Source organism: Pontibacter rugosus, assembly GCF_042678745.1.
GTDB lineage: Bacteria > Bacteroidota > Bacteroidia > Cytophagales > Hymenobacteraceae > Pontibacter > Pontibacter rugosus.
In genome coordinates this window covers 1-18,039 of the sequence record NZ_JBHTLD010000091.1, presented here as the reverse complement: position 1 = coordinate 18,039, position 18,039 = coordinate 1, and the positions used below count along the sequence as shown (strand labels likewise).

The 18,039-nt window shown below is 47.6% G+C and carries 17 protein-coding genes; 6 read left to right on the top strand and 11 right to left on the bottom strand.

Annotated features, from left to right (window positions below; genetic code table 11):
- The first annotated feature begins 179 nt into the window (after positions 1-179).
- Together pepE and ACFQ2O_RS11185 are read left to right on the top strand one after the other, a co-directional pair.
- The gene (pepE, locus tag ACFQ2O_RS11190; RefSeq protein WP_377527386.1) at positions 180-899 is read left to right on the top strand and encodes a dipeptidase PepE; all 720 of its coding nucleotides are present in this window, start codon (positions 180-182) and stop codon (positions 897-899) included.
- Between the two features lie 159 nt (positions 900-1,058).
- Positions 1,059-2,867: a DUF885 domain-containing protein gene (locus tag ACFQ2O_RS11185; RefSeq protein ID WP_377527384.1), complete on the top strand. Its 1,809-nt coding sequence runs from the start codon at positions 1,059-1,061 to the stop codon at positions 2,865-2,867.
- 223 nt (positions 2,868-3,090) lie between these two features.
- Here ACFQ2O_RS11185 and ACFQ2O_RS11180 read toward each other — a convergent pair whose 3' ends face one another.
- The 9 genes from ACFQ2O_RS11180 to ACFQ2O_RS11140 form a co-directional block, all read right to left on the bottom strand.
- Positions 3,091-3,543, bottom strand: coding sequence for a hypothetical protein (locus ACFQ2O_RS11180; protein ID WP_377527381.1), 453 nt, complete (start codon positions 3,541-3,543; stop codon positions 3,091-3,093).
- A gap of 8 nt (positions 3,544-3,551) precedes the next feature.
- On the bottom strand, positions 3,552-3,968 hold the full coding sequence (locus ACFQ2O_RS11175) for a hypothetical protein (RefSeq protein WP_377527378.1): 417 nt from the start codon (positions 3,966-3,968) through the stop codon (positions 3,552-3,554).
- Positions 3,969-4,023: 55 nt separating this feature from the next.
- Complete coding sequence (locus tag ACFQ2O_RS11170) at positions 4,024-4,563, bottom strand: RNA polymerase sigma factor (RefSeq protein WP_377527389.1); 540 nt, start codon at positions 4,561-4,563, stop codon at positions 4,024-4,026.
- A gap of 244 nt (positions 4,564-4,807) precedes the next feature.
- Positions 4,808-5,764 carry a transketolase family protein gene (locus ACFQ2O_RS11165; RefSeq protein ID WP_377527374.1) on the bottom strand — a complete coding sequence of 319 codons (957 nt, stop codon included), beginning with the start codon at positions 5,762-5,764 and terminating at the stop codon, positions 4,808-4,810.
- A 4-nt stretch (positions 5,765-5,768) separates the two neighbouring features.
- Positions 5,769-7,160, bottom strand: a complete 1,392-nt coding sequence (locus ACFQ2O_RS11160) for a vWA domain-containing protein (RefSeq protein WP_377527371.1) — start codon at positions 7,158-7,160, stop codon at positions 5,769-5,771.
- A 58-nt stretch (positions 7,161-7,218) separates the two neighbouring features.
- Positions 7,219-8,076, bottom strand: coding sequence for a transketolase (locus ACFQ2O_RS11155; protein ID WP_377527367.1), 858 nt, complete (start codon positions 8,074-8,076; stop codon positions 7,219-7,221).
- A gap of 186 nt (positions 8,077-8,262) precedes the next feature.
- Entirely contained in the window at positions 8,263-8,712 is a 450-nt protein-coding gene (gene bcp, locus ACFQ2O_RS11150; RefSeq protein ID WP_377527364.1) for a thioredoxin-dependent thiol peroxidase, read from the bottom strand.
- 99 nt (positions 8,713-8,811) lie between these two features.
- The gene (locus tag ACFQ2O_RS11145) at positions 8,812-10,707 is read right to left on the bottom strand and encodes a M23 family metallopeptidase (protein ID WP_377527361.1); all 1,896 of its coding nucleotides are present in this window, start codon (positions 10,705-10,707) and stop codon (positions 8,812-8,814) included.
- The gene (locus ACFQ2O_RS11140; RefSeq protein ID WP_377527358.1) at positions 10,694-11,305 is read right to left on the bottom strand and encodes a fumarylacetoacetate hydrolase family protein; all 612 of its coding nucleotides are present in this window, start codon (positions 11,303-11,305) and stop codon (positions 10,694-10,696) included. Before ACFQ2O_RS11140 ends, ACFQ2O_RS11145 begins: the two co-directional genes overlap by 14 nt.
- A gap of 357 nt (positions 11,306-11,662) precedes the next feature.
- Between ACFQ2O_RS11140 and ACFQ2O_RS11135 the strand changes: the two genes are divergently transcribed.
- A complete protein-coding gene (locus tag ACFQ2O_RS11135; protein ID WP_377527354.1) occupies positions 11,663-12,460 on the top strand; it encodes a M48 family metallopeptidase in 798 nt (265 codons plus the stop codon).
- A gap of 10 nt (positions 12,461-12,470) precedes the next feature.
- Positions 12,471-13,073 (top strand): hypothetical protein, encoded by a 603-nt coding sequence (locus ACFQ2O_RS11130; RefSeq protein ID WP_377527351.1) that lies wholly within the window; start codon positions 12,471-12,473, stop codon positions 13,071-13,073.
- 159 nt (positions 13,074-13,232) lie between these two features.
- Here ACFQ2O_RS11130 and ACFQ2O_RS11125 read toward each other — a convergent pair whose 3' ends face one another.
- Together ACFQ2O_RS11125 and ACFQ2O_RS11120 are read right to left on the bottom strand one after the other, a co-directional pair.
- Entirely contained in the window at positions 13,233-14,042 is an 810-nt protein-coding gene (locus tag ACFQ2O_RS11125) for an exonuclease domain-containing protein (RefSeq protein WP_377527348.1), read from the bottom strand.
- A gap of 12 nt (positions 14,043-14,054) precedes the next feature.
- Positions 14,055-15,440: a UDP-N-acetylmuramate--L-alanine ligase gene (locus tag ACFQ2O_RS11120; protein ID WP_377527345.1), complete on the bottom strand. Its 1,386-nt coding sequence runs from the start codon at positions 15,438-15,440 to the stop codon at positions 14,055-14,057.
- 156 nt (positions 15,441-15,596) lie between these two features.
- Here ACFQ2O_RS11120 and dnaB point away from each other — a divergent pair, with 156 nt between their 5' ends.
- Both dnaB and ACFQ2O_RS11110 read left to right on the top strand, forming a co-directional pair.
- The gene (gene dnaB / locus ACFQ2O_RS11115; protein WP_377527342.1) at positions 15,597-17,174 is read left to right on the top strand and encodes a replicative DNA helicase; all 1,578 of its coding nucleotides are present in this window, start codon (positions 15,597-15,599) and stop codon (positions 17,172-17,174) included.
- A gap of 244 nt (positions 17,175-17,418) precedes the next feature.
- Positions 17,419-17,886 carry a GNAT family N-acetyltransferase gene (locus tag ACFQ2O_RS11110; protein WP_377527339.1) on the top strand — a complete coding sequence of 156 codons (468 nt, stop codon included), beginning with the start codon at positions 17,419-17,421 and terminating at the stop codon, positions 17,884-17,886.
- Positions 17,887-18,039: the final 153 nt, after the last annotated feature.

The window sequence follows — 18,039 nt, the reverse complement described above, 5'->3', positions numbered from 1 at the left end:
GTTGTTCCGGTTATCCATCCAAATCAGGTTGTTAAACGGAATCGGATAAACGAATATACTATATTTCATATGAATAGCAAGTCTCTTGCTCGAGCTTTTGTTTAGCTATACCTGTGTGTGTTGGTCAAATTCCTCACTCTAAAAACTTCGTCCGCAGAAGCAAATTCATACCTTTGTGTATGATCAGAAACTTACTTTTAATTAGCACCTCCACCACGCATGGCACAGGTTATCTGGAACATGCCGAGGAGGAAATGAAAAACCTGCTGAAAGGCAAAAGCAGCATCCTGTTTATACCTTATGCCCGCCCTGGAGGAATTTCCCATAAGGCGTATACCGACAAAGCGCGTGAGCCATTTGAGAAGTGGGGCATCAGTGTAACAGGTGTGCATGAGTATGAAGATCCAACTAAAGCGGTGCAAGAGGCTGAGGCTGTATTTATCGGTGGGGGCAATACATTCGTGCTGCTGCGTAACCTGTATCAGAACAAACTGGTAAAGCCCTTGCAGGAGCGGGTTAACAAAGGCATGCCTTACATAGGAACAAGTGCAGGCACTAACGTTGCCGGCAAAACCATTGGCACCACCAATGATATGCCTATTGTGCACGTGAAAACCTTTGACGCTTTGCAGCTGGTGCCGTTTAACATCAATCCACACTTTCAGGATCCAGATCCAAATTCAACGCACATGGGCGAAACACGAGACACGCGCATCGCGGAGTTCCACCACCACAACCGCCAACCCGTAGTTGGTTTGCGTGAGGGAAGTATGCTGCGTGTGCACGGCGACCGGGTAAACCTGTTAGGCCCACATACAGCCCGTGTGTTTCTGCAATCTGAGAAGCCAATGGAATTTAAGCCATCAGATGATATTAGCTTTCTGATGGAAGCCTATTAAATTTAAGTTATACTAGCCTTATACTATAAGGAGCAAAAGTGATAGTAGCAAAAAAGGTGAGGCGTTGGAGTCTCACCTTTTTTGTTTAGTTTAAGGTATAATTGCGGCCTGTGTACTTACCACACATGTGCAGTTAATCATTCATCTTAATGCCTATCTATGAATAAACATCAACTCACACTTTGTGCGGCTTTGGCCGTTGCTACTTTAGGCACTGTTGGCTGTACCCGAACTAGCGAGCAGGAGCAGGGCACGGAGGCTGTACAAGCCGACAAGCACCTGAGCCAGCTATTTGATAACTACTATGAGGCGCGGCTACAGCTGTTTCCGATGGAGGCAACGGGAATTGCTGATAACCGCTACAACGATCAGTTGCCGAACGACCTGAGCCAGGAACACACAGAGCAGGTGCGCCAGCTGTACCAGCGCTACCTGGATAAAATCAACCAGATAGACCGTAGCCAACTTGATGCGCAGGAACAGGTTAGCTACGACATCTTTAAGTATGAAATGCAGATGTCGCTGGAAGGACTAAAGCAGCCTGCAAATTTGTTGCCGGTAAATCAGTTTTGGGGATTACCAATTACGATGGCTCAGCTCGGCTCAGGCTCCAGCAACCAGCCCTTTAAAACACCCGAAGATTATCAGAATTTTCTGGGACGCATCAAAGGTTTTACAGTTTGGGGAGATACAGCCATTGCCAACATGCGCAGAGGTATGAGTATGGGTGTAGTGCTGCCGCGCACGCTGACTCAAAAAGTATTGCCCCAGCTTCAGGCTATGGTGGTAAATGATCCTACTAAAAGCATCTTTTGGGCGCCTGTAGAGAAGCTGCCCGATACCTTTACAGCAGTTCAAAAAGACAGTATCCGCCAGGCTTATACTAAAGCTATAACAGAAGAAGTAATCCCTACTTATAAAAAGCTGCATGATTTTATGCAGCAGGAGTACCTGCCCAAGAGCCGAAGTACCACAGGTATCAGTGGCATCAAAGGAGGAGATGACTATTATAAGTACCTGGTGCGCTACTGGACAACCACTGACATGACGCCTGATCAGATTTTTGAAACAGGGCAGCAGGAGGTGGCACGCATCCGCAGCGAAATGGAGAAAGTGAAAGAGCAGGTGGGTTTTAAAGGCGACCTAAAGGCTTTTTTCCAGCACGTAAACGACAACCCAAAATTTACACCTTTCAAAACACCGGAAGAGGTGTTGGCAGCTTACAGCCAGATAGAGCAGCGCATGCAGCCACAGTTAAACAAGCTGTTTGGCATCACACCAAAGTCTAAGTTCGAGGTTCGGCAGACGGAGGCGTTTAGAGCAGCATCGGCTAGTGCTGAGTATAACCCGCCAGCACCGGACGGCTCACGACCGGGTATTTTCTATGTACCTATACTGGATGCCAAGACTTATAATATGGTTGGTATGGAGTCGCTGTTTCTGCACGAGGCAATTCCCGGGCATCACTACCAGATATCTATCCAGCAGGAGCAGGAGGGGCTGCCTAAATTCAGGCAGTATGCCTGGTATGGTGCCTTTGGCGAAGGCTGGGCGCTTTACTCTGAAAGCCTGGGCGAGGAACTGGGGCTTTACACAGATCCTTACCAGTACTTTGGCCGCTTGAGCGATGAGATGCACCGTGCCTTACGCCTGGTAGTGGATGTCGGTATGCATGCCAAAGGTTGGACACGTGAGCAGGCTATCCAATACTCACTTGATAATGAACTGACAAGCCGCGAAGCAGCTGTAGCTGAGATAGAGCGTTATATGGCTATTCCCGGTCAGGCACTGAGCTACAAAATAGGAGAGCTGAAGATAAAGGAGCTTCGCCAAAGAGCACAACATGCATTAGGAGACAGGTTTAACATCAGCGCCTTTCATGACTTGATACTCAAAGGAGGCGTTATGCCATTGGCTGTGCTGGAGAAAAAGGTAGATGAGTGGATTGAAGTACAAAAGAAGTCCTAAACCTAGCTATCTAACCAGTACTTATACTTATCTGCCTGTGTATGCTCAGGCAGATAAGTATAAACTTTACTGAAAAGAACAAAGCACTTTCATGACAGCTTCCGATCTCCTCTTATTGCCAGGACAGTGGTAGTAAAAGGAATAGAACATGTATGGCTACTTTATAAAAGAGAAAAAGGCACTCCAAAAATGGTAGTGCCTTTCCTTCTCAACTTTAGCAATTTTAATTTTCAGCTCTTTTATCGTCCAGGCGCTTGAGGAGCATTTTCGTGAATTCGCGTTCAGCGCGGTAAAGCTTAATGAGCTGCCTGTTTGAAATAACACGCTGGTACTTGGTTGCATACTCCTTCTCCAATTCAAGCTCCCGTTCTTTAGTAGAAAACATATTGTCGATGCGGGCTTTTGCGTCCTGCTCACTGAGAGCTTCCACATCTTTCCGGTAGCCGTTGCGATAGGTTTTGATCAATTCTCTGCGCTTGGCTTCGTATTCGTTGTAAAGCGGCCAGAACTTCTGCGACTGCTCTGCTGAAAGACCCATCTTGTCTGTTAAAAAAGCAGTTTTTGCAGCCTCTATATTTTCCTTTCTGTCATTAGAGCGGCTATCCTGAGCCAGTGCCGTAGAGCCACCAAATGCAAAAGCGAAAAGCAGAAGTAAAACTAGAATGTGATGCTTCATGTGTGTGTTTAGTAATCCAGATTGTTTAGTTGATAATATTCCAGCTCTTCTTCAGCGGTTTTAGAGCTTACGTTTAAAAACTCTACAGCAAGCTCACGGTCAGCAATGCCATATTGTTCAAAGTCAGCGGCGTCTACATGGGTATAGCTATCCAGGTAATGAATGATTTCTGCGTTTGACAGTGATGCAATGGAAGCAGGTGCTTGTGGCTGCTGTACATTAAAAAAGTAAACACCTACAAATACTAGTAACAGCAAAAGCGGGGCTACAGCTAACCTTACCGGCCGCCACAGCTGCTCATGCCATGGGGCAGGGGCTACAGCTTCCGGTGCGGCCGTATGCTCCATGATGCGCATTGGCAGCCTATCGAAGTAGCCTTCAGGAACCTGGTAAGGCTGGCGCTTTGGTATGTCGTTCAGTTTCATGTCTTTTAATGCAGCTGCGAATTATACTCGTTTGATGTATATCAGGAGACAAAGTTTAATCCAGCTTTAAAAATTCTTCAATTTTTTTTACAGCGATATGATAAGATGCTTTCAAAGCTCCTACGGAGGTTCCAAGTATATCGGACATCTCCTCATACTTCATCCCATCAAAATACTTCATGTTAAACACGAGGCGCTGCTTATCGGGTAGCCGGAGGATTGCTTTCTGTAGCTTCTGCTGTATTTCATCTCCGGCCAATTCTGGCGATGCTTCCACTTTTTCTATCAGTTCGGCAGTTACATCATTCAGGGGCAGAAAGAATTTACGCTTTTTACTTGACAGAAAGGAGAGGCACTCGTTGGTGGCAATGCGGTAGATCCAGGTATAGAGTTGGGCATCGTGGCGAAAGTTCTCCAGGTTCTTCCATACTTTCACAAACACATCCTGGGTCAGGTCGTCGGCATCGTCATGATCTATCACCATCTTACGGATGTGCCAGTAGATCTTTTGCTGGTACTTGCGCACGAGTTGGTTAAAGGCCAGGTTACGGCTTTCAGGTTGGGCGAATTTCTCTAGTAGCTCTTTGTCTTCCACATCTACGTAGCAGGGGCTTAAATATACTAAGAGCATGTTTAAAATTCATACTTTGCGCTGCAAAAGCCTGTAAAGGAACTTTGCTTTGTGCTTTTTCTCCTATAACACGGCTATAAGGTTCCAAAACTACTTGGCAGTACCCTTTGCGCTTGGAAAACCAAATGCAAACAGGCTCCAAGTACTTCGGGCGCAAAAAAAGAGGCTGCACCAATTAAGGTGCAGCCTCTTTTATACTTGTTTATACTTATCCTTTTCGCTGTATGGCTTTCTGGGCCGCCTTCACAATGTTGTCGGCGTCCAGTCCGTACTTAGTCATCAGCTCGGCTGGCGTTCCTGACTCACCGAAGCTGTCGTCGACGGCCACGTACTCCTGTGGCACCGGGTCGTGCTTCACGAGCACCTGCGCGATGGAGTCGCCCAGGCCGCCGAGGCGGTTGTGCTCCTCCGCCGATACCACGCATCTAGTCTTGGCCACGGATTTCAGCACGGCCTCCTCGTCCAGGGGCTTGATAGTATGGATGTTGATGATCTCGGCGGAGATACCCATCTCGGCCAAACGCTCTCCTGCCTGTATGGCTTCCCACACCAGGTGCCCGGTGGCGAAGATGGAAACGTCCGTTCCCTCGTTCACCATCCAGGCCTTGCCGATCTCGAACTTCTGGTCGGCAGGGGTGAAGATAGGGACCACAGGGCGGCCGAAGCGCAGGTACACCGGGCCGTGGTGGTCGGCAATAGCGATGGTCGCGGCCTTAGTCTGGTTGTAGTCGCAAGGGTTGATGACGGTCATGCCCGGCAGCATCTTCATCATACCGATGTCCTCCAGGATCTGGTGGGTGGCTCCGTCCTCGCCCAGTGTAAGGCCAGCGTGGGAGGCGCAGATCTTCACGTTCTTGTCGGAGTAGGCGATGGACTGGCGGATCTGGTCGTAGACACGGCCGGTAGAGAAATTGGCGAAGGTGCCGGTGTAGGGAATCTTGCCCCCGATGGTCATGCCCGCGGCGATGCCCATCATGTTGGCCTCGGCGATGCCGATCTGGAAGAAGCGCTCCGGGTTCTCCTTGATGAAGTCGCCCATCTTCAGCGAGCCCACCAGGTCGGCGCACAGGGCCACCACGTTGGGGTTGGTGCGGCCAAGCTCCAGAAGCCCTGCCCCGAAGCCCGAGCGTGTGTCTTTCTTATCTGTATAAGTATATTTCTTCATTTGTCTATCTATTGAAAATTTTAACGGTTGTTGTTGCGCCCGATCGAATAGTAAAGTCCTGCACAAAAGTAAACTTGCTGGACTGGGCTGATTTCATGCGGTAAACGATTTTATACTTGCCCGGCTGTAAAGCCAGGGTCATTTTGCTGTTGTCTTCCGGCAGGTTTAAGAGCCAGCGCTGGCCGCCACCTTCTAATAACTCATAAACGCTGCCAAAGCCTTGTATCTGCGACGGTATCGTAAGTTGGCCCGGTGGTGGTATGGTCACAGCGTTTGTCTCGCTCTGCTTTACCTCCACACCATATAGCATGATGCGCGGCATGCTCAATACTTCCAGGTCATACTTACCGGTGAGGTATTTATGGCGGTTGCCAAAGCTTTGCACATGCAGCGTTTTCTCAGAACCAGCGGGCCGTACAATGGCTTGTAGCTGCCCGTAAGGCGAGGGGCCATCCTGGCGCAAGTATAACTCACCTTGCGGAGCCTTTACCTGAATTACATTGTGCTTGCCCGGTTGTATGCTAACGTTACGCTCTACAACAGCTGGCAATGTATTTACCACTAAATGATACGGTATAAGTGCATCCACATCCAGTACATCAGATTTACCCTGGGCATCTAGGTAATGTACATAGTTATATTCTGCCTCGCCGGTAAGTGCATTCACAAAAGTCATGTTCACACCTGTTTCGCGTGGTCGGTTCTGTTCGTCCAGAAGCTCTACGCTTACAGTTGTTTCACTTAAGGCCTGTGTTACGATCTCTGATAACACCGTTTCAAAGGTTTTCACATCTGCGGCGTTAAAATACTGACCGATGCAGCTGAGTTGTTGCTCATACTGGGGTTCAATGCCAATGCCGATAACAAAGGGCCTTAGAAATATGCGTTTGCGCTGCAAAGCAAGGGACATGGCACAAGGATCACCTCCACAAGACTCCAGACCATCGGTAATAAGTATAACCACATTGCGAGCTTTGTCAGAAGGGAAGTCGTTAGCGGCCTGCTCCAGGGAATACGTGATAGGTGTATTGCCACGCGGAATAAGACTCTGCAGCTTCTTCTTGATCACCTCTGAGTTATTCTCGCCAAAAGGCACTTCTAACTTAGTGTCTTTGCAATCGTTACGCTCACGGCCAAACTGGTGGCCGTAAACGCGCAGGGCTACTTCCAGGTTATCATAACGATCCAATGAATCTACCAGGTGGGCCAGCAGGTTCTTGGCAATAGCCATACGATCGCTGTTTTCCCATTTGGCCAGCATGCTGCCCGAGGCATCCAGTAAAAATAGAATGCGTGTTTTAGGCTGCGGCTTTTTCTCCTGGGCAAAAGCAGTTCCTGTTGCTGTTATCAACAGCAAAAAGAAGAGTATGGGTATGAGTTTGTACCACTTGGCCATGTTGCCGGAAAACAATAAGCAGGTAAAACCTAAAGCAAGTATAAATTACAAGTATAAATTAATAGTCTGCGGCTGCTTCTACGGATAACTGCTGCAAGGCAATCTCTAACTGCTCGTCGTTTGGAGCAACGCCATGCCACTTGTGTGAGCCCATCATAAAGTCCACGCCAAAGCCCATTTCGGTATCCATCAAAATCATAACTGGCTTACCTTTGCCTGTGGCAGCTTTTGCTTCATCCAGGGCTGGCAACATCGTTTCAAAGCTGTTACCGTTAGCCTCCAGCACATGCCATCCGAAAGCTTCAAATTTAGCGCGCAGGTCGCCCAGGCCAAGAACTTCATCAGTAGACCCGTCAATCTGCTGGCCGTTGCGGTCTACGGTGGCAATCAGGTTATCTACTTTGTTATGCGGCGCATACAGCGTTGCTTCCCATACCTGACCTTCTTCTAGTTCTCCGTCACCCATCAGCACATAAACAAGGCTATTGTCGCCGTTCAGCTTTTTGGTTTGCGCAGCACCAATAGCTACAGAAAGTCCCTGACCTAGCGAACCTGAGGCAACGCGTACACCTGGCAAACCTTCGTGGGTAGTAGGGTGGCCTTGCAGCCTTGAGTTAAGCTTACGGAATGTAGCGAGCTCTTTTACATCAAAGAAACCGGCACGCGCCAAAACGCTGTAGAATACAGGTGAAATATGGCCGTTCGACAGGAAGAAAAGGTCTTCGCCTTTGCCGTCCATTGTGAATTCAGTGCTGTAGTTCATCACTTTGAAGTACAAGGACACCAGGTAATCAGTACAGCCAAGTGAGCCGCCTGGGTGACCGGAGTTAACGGCATGCACCATGCGTACAATGTCGCGGCGCACTTGTGCTGCGGTCTGCTTCAGCTCGTCAATGCTTTTGTTGTGTGGATTCACTTTGTTTGAGAATTATAAATTAGAAATGATAAAGAATTACGAATTACGAATTACGAATTACGAATGCAGGTTCCTAAATGCTTACAAAGAAGTATATACGCGCGCTCCTCTAAGGCTTTTTAAGTATCTGCTGTTCAAATATAACAAAAAACGCAGCTGCCTTAGTCGGTCAGCTGCGTTTATGTTTTACTTCAGTATCTGCGAAGTGTGTTCCTTTGTTTTTACTTTGGTGATGATGTCTTGTATCACACCATTTTCATCAATCACAAATGTGTAGCGCATGGTGCCCATATACTTGCGCCCATACATCGATTTCTCCTGCCACACGCCATACTGCTCCACAATTTGCTTTTCAGTATCGGCGATAAGGGTAAAAGGCAGCTCATACTTGGCGATAAAGTTCTGGTGCGATTTTTCGCTGTCGGTGCTTACGCCTATCACTTCGTAGCCTTCTTGCTGTAGCTCTGTATGGTTATCGCGGAGGTTGCAGGCTTGGGCGGTGCAGCCACTGGTGTTGTCTTTCGGGTAGAAGTATAAAAGCACTTTCTTGCCGCGGTAGTCGCTTAGCCTTACTGTATTCCCGTTCTGGTCTTTGCCTTCAAACGCAGGCGCTTTGTCTCCGATGTTCAGTTGCATAGTTTTTTTGATGTTTCGTATCAAGTAGCACGACACACGTAGCACGACTTGCCATGATTTAAATCGTGATTCGTGCTACGTGTGTCGTGATTCAAATTCTTAAATTCTGCCTGTATAGGTAGCCTCGTTGCCAGCATTGTCCTTTACTTTCAGAATTACCTCGCCAGACAAAGGTACGCTTTTGTCTATTTTCTCAGACCAGATCAGCGCCTTTTTGTGCTCATACTTCATCAGTACCCACTTGCCATCTACCCAGGCATTAAACGAATTGATGCCTGACAAATCATCTGATATTTTAAAGCTGATAACACTGCTGTTCTTGACTACAGGGCGAATAACAGGAGGCTTTGTATCTTCCATCACTTTAAATTTACCCATGTTTTTGGTGGTAAAGGTGATGCTGTTGCCTTCCCATTTCCCGCCTTCAAAACCACGGCCACGGCCTGTGCCCAGAAAGTATACAGCAGCTTTGCTTTTGTCTTTCACTTCGGCAGGAGGCGTAATGGTCACTTTTATGGCTTTGTGCAGCGGCGTAAAGTAGTCACCAATGGTATACACATCCCCTTCCAGCTTCGTCTGTAAGTATAAGGTATCGTAGAGCGACTGCTTGTCAAAGAGCACTTTCAGGTAGCGGTTCGTGAACAGGAAATCTTTATTCGGTGGCACTGCCTTCTCTATGCCGAAGTTCTTGCTCAGCCCACAGAAGCGCATCGAGTCAGGTAAACCAGCCCGGAGGTCATATAGGCTTACTGAAGTTGAGTTTTTCATGTAGCTCGGTACCAGCATTAGCGCCTGGTTATTTACATACAACTCAATGTTCTGCGGTGTTTGGGCTGTGTCAGTGGCACTTATTTTAAGCACATTGCCTATGATCTCGTAGTCAATTGAAGGCTTCTTTACAGCTTTGGCAGCTGTTTGGGTAAACTTAGGCCGCTGTCCCTTCACTACAAAACTTAGGGTGGAGGTATTGTTATAAGAGTCGCGGGCGATAAGCTTTACCTGGTAAACAGAATCCGGTTGCACCACCATGCGGCCACTGCGTTCGTCGGCTTTGTACAGCGGCAGGTCGTTTCCGTAGTCTATAAAGGCTTTTTGGAAGGTGCGACCGTTGCGCTTGTACTGGTTGTAGTTGATGTGCTGCGATACCTGGCGCGACAGCTCAAACGGCACCTGGTCTATGTAATGCTGGTAAATCTGCTGGCCGTTTACCAGCAGTGTAACCTCCTGCGTGCCGTTCTTGTTGGCTGCACCATCCAGTTGGTCAATGGTCTGTAGCTCCAGTCCCAGTAAGCCATGTGCGAAAACTGTATCGGTTAGACTATAGTTATTGCCTACCTCTTTGGTGCGGAATTCAGAACGGTCGAACGCATTGTTTACACGGGCATGAATATTCAGCGGAGTGATGCCTATGCTAAAGATGTCGGGAGGTGTGGTGTCTATTACCTCAGTGAATTTATACTTAAGCGGGTTGTACAAACGGTCTTTCTCGTCTCTGATCTCAAAGTGCAGGTGTGGTCCACCAGAGCCGCCTGTGTTACCAGACAAGCCAATCACGTCACCGCGCTTTACCGGAAACTGCCCCGGCTCCGGGAATAACTCCAGGTCAAACGCCTGCTTCTCATACTGCTTCTGCAGCATGTAGTCAGCCAAAGGCTTGTTGTACTCCAGCAAGTGCGCATAGGTAGTTACCAGCCCGTTGGGATGGGTTATATAGATGATGTTGCCATAGCCGTAGCTAGACTGCTTTACACGTGAAATATAACCATCTGCGGCGGCATGCACCTCCAGGCCTTCCCGTTGGTCAGTTTTAATATCCAGGCCGCCATGAAAGTGGTTGGAGCGAATTTCGCCCATCGTGCCTGAAAGGTAGTTACGCACACCCGGCTTGATCGGGAACAAAAAGTAGCCAGCCTGGGGTGATGTTTGGGCTACAGCACCAAGGCTGGTAAACAAAGCAAGTATGGCCGTGGCCAGGTGGTTCTTATTTAACTTCAAAATCAAGGAGCTTCTTATCTTCAACATACCCTTCTAATCTATCTCCAATTTTAACCGGGCCTACGCCTTCTGGTGTTCCTGTAAAAATAATGTCTCCCGTTTTCAGGGTGATGAATTGCGAAATGTAGGCAATGATGTCATCAAACGTGTTCAGCATCATCTTAGAATTGCCTTTTTGTTTTGTTTCACCGTTCACGTTCAGGCTAAAGTTGATGTTCTGCAGGTCTGGGAACTCCGTAAGTGGCAGGAACTCCGAAACAGGAGCAGAGCCGTTAAAGCCTTTGGCCAGTGTCCAGGGCAGTCCTTTAGACTTGGCTTTGGTTTGCAAGTCTCGCGCAGTAAAGTCAATGCCCAGGCCAATCGCATCATAGTATTTATGGGCAAACTGCTTTTCCACATTTTTGCCTTCGCGGCAAATGCGCAGCAGCAGCTCTACTTCATAATGCACATCAGACGTATACTCAGGATAATAAAATGGTTCGTTGTGGCGAAGTATGGCTGTGTCGGGTTTAAAGAAAATCACAGGCTCGTCGGGTACTTCGTTGTTAAGTTCGGCAATATGCTCGGCATAATTCCTGCCGATGGCTAATATCTTCATGTAAGGGTTGATTTCGGTTCTGTCTTCAAAAATAGGACTTTTAACGTAGCGGCGCAGCAAAAGTGACGAAAATAATACCTCACTTTACCGTACTATAGCACCTTTTTTTACTAAGCTAACATCTAAACTGTACAATTAGTATAGCGACATAGTTTGATAACTTTTTAATATCCAGCCGTCGTATACTTGAGCAGAAAAAGCATTTGTTTGTTAACCCTTGATAATAAGGGATTAACCTGTTTCTGCAGGTGCAGAGCCAAGCTTTAGCGTAACTAAATAATGTCAGTTGGTTTGGTTTTTGATAATTTGGTTCAAAATTTGGGATTGATTTCTAAAAGCCTTTAAAATTTGAAGAACATGTATAAAAGATTTGTAGCATTTACAGTAGCCGTGGTTATGATGGTAGGGTGTACTACCGTACCGATTACGGGCCGACGGCAGCTAAGCCTGGTATCTGAAGCCGAGATGCAGCAGCAGAGTTATGCCGCCTATAATCAGGTGATCAGTGAAAGTAAAATATCACGAGACGCACAGGCAACTGCCATGGTTAAACGTGTGGGGCAGCGCATACAAGGTGCTGTGGAGCAGTATATGGCGCAAAACGGACTGCAAAACGAGCTGAACGGATTCCAGTGGGAGTTTAACCTGATCGACGATCCACAGGTGAATGCCTGGGCTATGGCCGGTGGTAAAACAGCCGTATATACAGGCATACTGCCTATCGCTAAAAACGAAACAGGCTTAGCGGTAGTAATGGGCCATGAAATTGCACACGCTATTGCCAAACACGGCAGTGAGCGTATGAGCCAGCAACTGGCACAGCAATTTGGCGGGCAGACGTTGGCTGCATTGGCAGGCACACAGCCGGGCATGGCGCAAAACCTGCTGCTGTCAGTTTATGGTGTGGGGTCTCAGCTAGGCTTGTTAAAGTATGGCCGCACACAGGAGTCAGAAGCCGACCGTTTGGGCTTGATTTTTATGGCTATGGCTGGATATAATCCAGAAGAATCGGTATCTTTCTGGCAAAGAATGGAAGCGGAAAGTGGTGGACAGGCTCCGCCAGAGTTCCTTTCAACTCACCCAAGTGCAGGAACAAGGCAATCAGCTTTAAGAGAGCATATGCCTGAAGCCTTAAAATACTACAAAGCCCGATAAAATCACCTTCATGAAGGAAAGCATACAAGAGCAGCCGGTTAAAGGCTCTGCTCTACGACTTAGACTGTTGTATTTTCTGTCTTTTATGTTGATGATGGCTTCTGCCTGTTCTACCCGTGATGCTATTCGGGATGAAAGCGAGGCCGGGCCAGAGGACGTGGAGGCAGAACCTTATGACGGGCGACTGCTGGCACAGGTGGTATTTGACAGTGTAGACTATATTGTACCTACCACAGAGCTTATGCAGCCATTTATCCGTGAGTTCGGAGATGGAACGGTAGTAGACAAGGTGATGATCCGCAAAGTACAGGAAACGAAGGACGATGCGCCAGCTTACTACTTAGTAGGTTTAGGCATGCAGAACGGAGCTGCCAGAAGTATGGCTCTTGAATTAGATATTGCTGCTGATAACAGTTTATACTTGAGTAGTAAAGGCACCAAACACATGTGCCAGTCTGCCGCAGGGTGTGGCTTCTGTTACTTTACGTATTCTGGTAACCGTATTACAGGCTGCGAATGCTCTTCGCGTGCGCCGGGCAATAACTGCATCCATAAATTCTCAGAGCAGAACACGCTGCTAAAGAACGTACCATTAAACAGAAGCCGTAAATAATGCGGAAGTAGTTTACTCTTTATACAAAAAAGAAGGGGCCGCTCACAAGCGGCCCCTTCTTTTTTGTATCTGTTTCTGTCTTGTAAAGTATGTGTAACTACAAGTATAAATCACTACAAGTGTAAACCAGTGATGCGGCAATTACACATATGTGTGCGTTTATTTAGAGGTCATCATGCTGCGTAACCTAATGCGCGTTAGTATCTTTTTGGTGTAGAGCGGAAACTCACTCTTCATCATCCAGTCATAGTAGCTGGGCTCTTTCTGAAGAACGTCTTCTACGGGAACATTTTTATACTTGCCGAAATTGAAAACCTCTTTACCTGCTGTATTGTATACAATGCGGCCTGATAGATCGGCTGTTTTCTCCACCGTGAATTTATGAAGCGCCGCCATGTCGTTCTGCACAGGGTATTCAATCAGGCCTTCCTTTGTTTCAAAAGGCACTTCCTGGTACTGGTCTAGCTGTGCCATTACAATGTGGTAAGTGGCAATAGTGTCAGCCTCTGCACTATGTGCGTTTTCAAGGGATTTGTTGCAGTAGAACTTGTAGGCAGCAGATAGCGTGCGCTTTTCCATCTGATGGAATATGCGGCAGGCATCCACAATGTGGCGGTTCTCTATGTCAAAGTCGATATCACAGCGCAGAAACTCCTCGGCCAGCAGTGGAATATCGAAGCGCAGCAGGTTATACCCTCCCAAGTCGCATCCTTCCAGAAACTTACTGAAGTCTCGGGCTACTTCTTTAAAAGTAGGGCAGTCCTGCACGTCCTCATCGTAAATTTTATGAATCATACTTGATTCCAGCGGAATCGGCACACTTGGATTAATGCGACGCGTCTTGAGGATTTCTTCTCCGTCAGGCATTACTTTCAAACAGCTGATCTCCACAATGCGATCTTTGCCGATGTCGGTACCAGTTGTTTCCAGGTCAAAGAAAACGATAGGGCGTTTGAGGTGTAATTTCATGGCTATACTTGGTTATGCTTTAAGAACCGCCTGCGTTAGCGCCTCCAGATTCATGTTGTTATAGTTGCCCGAGCTCATCAGCAGCAGGTTAGCATCTTGCCAGTTGCGGCTGGTCAGGTGTTGCTCCAGTGCTTCGGAGTCAGTATAAACTGTCAGGTTCGGGTTCTGAAAAGCGTCTTTTAGTTCTTGCTCCGTCAGCATTTCCATACGTTTGTGCTCTATTGTCTTCGGGTTGAAGTATACAATGGCCTCATCAGCCAAAGAAAGCGCCCCGGCGTATTGCGGAATAAAGTTTCTGTTCAGGCTGCTGAATGTATGCAACTCCAGTACAGCTACCAGGTCACGCTGCGGGAACTGCTTTTTCACTGCCTCCGAGGTAGCTTTTACTTTAGAAGGAGCATGTGCGAAATCACGATATATATTTGATGTAGCTGCTTCTCCTATTTTCTCCAGGCGCTTGGCTGCCCCTTTAAAGCTTTGTAACGCAGCATAAAAATCACTCGCCTTAACCCCGATTTTCTTGCATACTTCTTTTGCAGCGGAAATATTGCGGAGGTTGTGCTCTCCGAATAGCTGTATCTCTACATCCCCTTCTTTCTTGGTATGCAGTATGGTTTTGCCATTCTTAATGCTATGCTCATGCACGGTGTAGCCTATATAGGCTATATCAGCCGGATTGCGCGGTACACTTACCAGCAGCACCTGCTCATCGTCCTGGTTATAGATAAGCGTGCCGGCTTTGGGTGTCATTTCGGCAAAAATGCGGAACTGCTCCCGGTACATCTCCGGGTCCGGAAATACATTGATGTGATCCCAGCTGATACCGCTGATGACGCCAATGTGGTGGTGGTACAGGTGGAACTTAGGCACGCGCTTGATAGGGTCGGAAAGGTATTCATCTCCTTCTATAATAATAAGGGGTGCATCGTCTGTTAACTTCACCATTCTGTCGAAGCCCTCCAGCTGCGCACCTACGGCATAGTCAAACTTGCGGCCCAGCTGCTGCAGCACGTGCATGATAATGGAGGTGATAGAGGTTTTGCCGTGGCTGCCGCCTATCACAATACGCTGCTTATCTTTGCTCTGCTCGTAGATAAACTCCGGGAAAGAATAAATCGGGATATGAAGCTCCTGTGCTCTTAGCAGCTCCGGGTTGTCAGGGCGGGCATGCATGCCCAATATAACGGCGTCTGTGCTGTTCTCCAGTTTCTCTGGAAACCAGCCTTCTGCTTCGGGAAGTATACCTTCAGCGGCTAGTCTGCTTTTGGCAGGCTCAAAAATCTCGTCGTCAGAACCTGTTACTTTCAAGCCTTTGTCGTGCAGGGCCAGGGCCAGGTTGTGCATAATGCTTCCGCCAACGGCAATCAAATGTATGTGCTTAAATTCCTTCTTCTCCATGTGCAATGCTATTAAAGTAGCTAACCTACAAATTTAGAATTCCTATCCAAAATAAAACTGGCCTACGCTAATATGTGGATAGTTTGTGGATATCTTGTGGATTATTAACAGGGTTATAAAGATTGAATCTCTCCCAGAGGTGTTAAATTTGTAACTATGGAGGAGATGAAAATGAATGTGCGGCCTGTGGGCAACCGGAACGGATGGCAAAAGAAAGCCCCTGTTGTATCGGAATTGGGTAAAAAGCCGCCGCAGGCACTAGATCTGGAGGAGGCCGTGCTAGGCGCTCTGATGCTGGAGAAGGATGCTTTGACAACTGTTATTGATATTCTGCGCCCGCAGAGTTTCTACAAAGAGGCGCACCAGCGTATTTTTAAGGCCATTATTTCGCTTTTTGATAAATCAGAACCAATAGATATCCTGACGGTAACGCACGAATTGCGTGAGCAGGGCGAATTAGAGATGGCTGGCGGGGCATATTATGTTACCCAGTTGACCACACGTGTAAACTCTGCAGCCAACATTGAATACCACGCCCGTATCATCACGGAGAACTCCATCAAGCGCGACCTGATTTCTATCTCATCTGAAGTGCTATCCAGCGCCTTTGAAGATACAACAGACGTATTCGAACTGCTGGATAAGACGGAGGCTAAACTGTATGAAGTATCGGAATCTAACATCCGTAAGAACTTCGACGACATGCGCTCACTCATGCACCAGGCTATCAAAGAACTGGAAGAGAAGCGAAAGCAGACAGATGGTTTAACAGGTGTTCCGAGCGGTTTGGTGGCGTTGGATAGAGTTACGTCCGGCTGGCAAAAGTCTGACTTGGTTATACTTGCCGCACGCCCAGCAATGGGTAAAACAGCATTCGTGCTCTCATGCATGCGTAACGCCGCCGTTGATTTTAACAAAGGTGTGGCGATTTTCTCACTGGAAATGTCCTCCCTGCAGCTGGTGAATCGTTTGATATCATCGGAGGCTGAGCTGGATTCAGAGAAAATCAAGAAAGGTAGCCTGGAGGAGTATGAGTGGGCACAGCTTAACCATAAAATAGCCAAACTAACCGAGGCACCTATCTTTATTGATGATACGCCTGGTTTGTCTATCCGTGAACTGCGCACCAAATGTCGCCGTTTAAAAGCGCAGTACGATATTCAGATGATCATCATTGACTACCTGCAACTGATGAGCGGTAACGCTGACGGCAAGGGAGGTGGCAACCGAGAGCAGGAAATTGCCTCTATTTCGCGTGCCATGAAGATGCTGGCCAAAGAACTGAGCGTGCCGGTGATTGCGCTGTCGCAGCTAAGCCGTGCCGTGGAAACACGTGGAGGTGACAAACGCCCGCAGCTGTCTGACCTTCGTGAATCCGGTTCAATAGAGCAGGATGCCGATATGGTGCTCTTCCTGTACCGCCCGGAATATTATGGTATTACCGAAGACGAAATGGGCAACCCGACAGCCGGTGTGGGTGAAGTTATCATAGCCAAGCACCGTAACGGCTCCCTGGAGAACGTGCAGTTGAAGTTTATCGGTAAGTATACTAAATTCACGAACTTAGATAACGATTTTGGAGGCGATGGTATGAGCGGCTTTAATGCGCTGCCAAATAGTACCTTTGATACAGATGCACCGGGTTCTATACGCTTAGGCAGTCGTATGAATGATGGCGGCAACGGTGGCGGAGGTTTTCCGACTTCTAACTTCGAAGAAGAACCACCTTTTTAAAGACGTTAGATTTTAGACGTAAGACAATAGACCTTCTGGTTATCACGTTAAAAAGGTAATTACTAGAAGTATAAGATACAACGAATAGCCAAAGGAGGATTAGCCGCTGCGCCATGAGCCAGTGGCTTTTCTGATTTTAGGAGGTAGCTGTGTGATTAGACCTGGCTGCATGCGCAGTTCCTGCGAGCCACAAAGCACCAGAGGTCTGTTTAAGTAGTAGTATAAACGTCTATGTATATATCATGTGAATATAGTTGAAACGCTATACCTGACCTCTAATCAGAAACAGCAGGTGCTACAGCTTTGGAACCAGGAATACCCGGTGCTGCTGCAGTACGCGTCACTTGCTGCATTGGAAGAGTACCTTGCAGGCTTGGAGCAAAAGCGGCACTACTTGCTACTTGGCGAGGCGGGAGAAGTATGCGGCTGGCTGTTTCTCTTCGAGCGAGCAAAAGAAACATGGTTTGCCCTGATAGTGGATAGCAGATTGAAGGGGAGAGGGTATGGGAAACGTCTGCTGCGCCTTGTTCAGGAAAATGAACGCCAATTGAGCGGGTGGGTGATAGATCATGATAATGACGTGAAAAGCAATGAAGAGAAGTATAGCTCCCCGCTGGGCTTCTACCTGAAAAATAGTTTCAAGGTATGTCCGGAGGAACGGCTGGAGACAGACATAATCTCAGCGGTAAAAATTAGCTGGACAGAAAAATAATAACTCTTTTTAATTACCGCCTCTGGCACAGGCATCCGCTTGTGCTTTATATAAGCAGTGGTTAAGACGCACCTTGATTGCACCTGCTGCTTACAAACGAACCCTTACGCCATTATAAGCCACCATAGATGGAGGAAAGATCAAGTATAAACT